Source organism: Frankia sp. AiPs1, assembly GCF_023716945.1.
GTDB lineage: Bacteria > Actinomycetota > Actinomycetes > Frankiales > Frankiaceae > Frankia.
Genome location: NZ_JAMQQF010000786.1, coordinates 1 through 2,082 on the forward strand (window position 1 = coordinate 1; position 2,082 = coordinate 2,082).

3 protein-coding genes are annotated in these 2,082 nt (G+C 72.1%); all 3 read right to left on the minus strand.

The window, feature by feature from the left end; translation table 11 throughout:
• Positions 1-160: 160 nt before the first annotated feature.
• Positions 161-1,312, minus strand: coding sequence for a thiolase family protein (locus ND748_RS30635; RefSeq protein WP_251749772.1), 1,152 nt, complete (start codon positions 1,310-1,312; stop codon positions 161-163).
• Positions 1,299-1,757, minus strand: coding sequence for a Zn-ribbon domain-containing OB-fold protein (locus tag ND748_RS30640; protein WP_251749774.1), 459 nt, complete (start codon positions 1,755-1,757; stop codon positions 1,299-1,301). The genes ND748_RS30635 and ND748_RS30640 overlap by 14 nt, the downstream gene beginning before the upstream one ends.
• Positions 1,758-1,795: 38 nt before the next feature.
• Positions 1,796-2,082: acyl-CoA dehydrogenase family protein (locus ND748_RS30645; protein ID WP_374216081.1), on the minus strand; the 287-nt coding region annotated here is incomplete at its 5' end.

Sequence of the window (2,082 nt, forward strand, 5' to 3'; positions counted from 1 at the left end):
CCGCGGCGGCGAGCTCGCCGGACACCGCGCGCGGCGCGCCGATCCCGTCGGCGAGTGCCACCCGGCTGCCCGGCTCGACGAGTTCCGCCAGCTTCCCGCTCTCGACACTCACGCCAGCACCCTCGATGTCGAATCAGTCAGCTCAGGTGGACAGGTCAACTCAGGTGGACAGGATGGTGACGGCGGCGGTGCCGGGGGCGCCGTAGAGGTGGGCGTAGCCGACCCGCGGGGTGCCGGCGACCTGGCGGTCCCCGGCGCGACCGCGAAGCTGGGTGACCAACTCGTGGATCTGGCGCAGCCCGGAGGCGCCGACCGGCTCACCGTTGGCGAGCAGGCCGCCGTCGGTGTTGACCGGCAGCTTCCCGCCGATCTCGGTGGCGCCCTCGGCGAGCAGCGTCTCCTGCTCGCCGTCCTTGCAGAAGCCGTTCTCGGCCAGGTGGATGACCTCGGAGCCGGCGTCGGTGTCCTGGAGCTGGGCGACGTCGACGTCCTCGGGACCGATACCGGCCTGCTCGTAGGCGGCCTGCGAGGCGAACACGGTGGGGCTCGGGGCGGTCTCGAGCGGCAGCGACGGGCTGAGCAGCTCGAAGGCGCCCTCGCGGCGGGAGAACAGGGTGCTCGCGCGCAGGTAGATCGGCTTGTCGGTGTACTTCGACGCCAGGTCCGCGCGGGCGAGCACCACCGCGGCGGCGCCCTCGTCCGGCGAGCAGTACATGTACTGGGTCAGCGGGTAGTTCAGGTACTGCGACTCGAGGATCTGCTCCTCGGTCATCGGGGTGCGCCGCCAGGCCCGCGGGTTCGCCGCGCCGTTGCGGAACGCCTTCGCCGCCGTCCGGGCCAGCGTCACCGGGGTGATGCCGAAGTCGTGCATGTAACGGTTGATCTTCATGCCGAAGAAGTGCGTGGTGAGGAACAGGCCGGCCTCGCCGTACCAGCCGGGCAGGCCGGACACCGACGGGTGGTCGGAGAACGCGCCGCGGGGATGCTTGTCCAGGCCGATCGCGATCGCGATGTCGGCGTCGCCGAGGCGGATGGCGTTCGCCGCCATCGCCAGCGACGTCGCGCCGGTCGCGCAGCCGGTGAACACCGCGCGGCCCGGCACGCCGGTCAGGCCGAGCAGCCCGACGATCGCCTCGGGGTTCTTGACCTCCATGCTGCCGGCGTAGAGCGCCTGGATGGCCGACCACTCGACGCCGGCGTCGGCGAGGGCCTCGATGACGGCGTCCTCGCCCATCTCCAACGCCGACTTGCCGGGGTAACGCCCGAACGGGTGCAGGCCCGTGCCGATGATCGCAACGTCACTCGGAGCCATCGCCGTGTCCCTCCTCGGCCCCGACCGGGGCGAACGCGTAGATCATGGTCTGGTTGCCGTCGGCGTCGGTGCCGAACGGGACGATGCGCAGCTCCATCTCCTGGCCGATGTGCAGCTTGTCGGGGTCGGCCTCGGTGAGCCGGGCCTCGACCCGCAGCGCGCCGGGCAGCTCGACGTAGCCGACCGCGAACGGCTCGAACGTCTTCGGCGTGTCGTCACCGGCGTACGGCGGGGACGGCGGGCGGAACCGCTGGCCGGTGAACGTCCACAGGGTGCCGCGGCGCGGCAGCTCCACCCGCTCCAGCTCCTCGTTGACGCCGCCGACCAGCTTGTGGCTGCGGTACGGGAAGACGACCTTGCCGTCCGACGACCGGCCGCCGATCAGGGCGGGTTCCTCCGCCGGCCAGGTGAAAAGATTCTCGGCCAGGGGTACCTGCTGTGCCATTCCCACTCTCCTTCGAGCCAGTCAAGCCGTCGAGTTCGTCAGGCGGACGCGCCGGTGACCAGTGACCACAGCGGTTCGTCCGAACCGGTGCGGACCACCTCGTCGCCGAGGAGGCGCTCCCAGCGCCGCTGGGTGCCCTCGTCGTCGCGCCACGACCACAGCCGGCGGGTCACCAGGTGCAGCGGGTACTCCTGGGTGATGCCGATCGCGCCGTGCAGCTGATGGGTGTCGGTGGCCACCGTCCCGGCGGTCCGGGCGGCCACCGCGCGCGCCGCCGCCGCCGTGCCGGATCCCGGGCGGGTCACGGCGACGGTGAGCGCCGCGT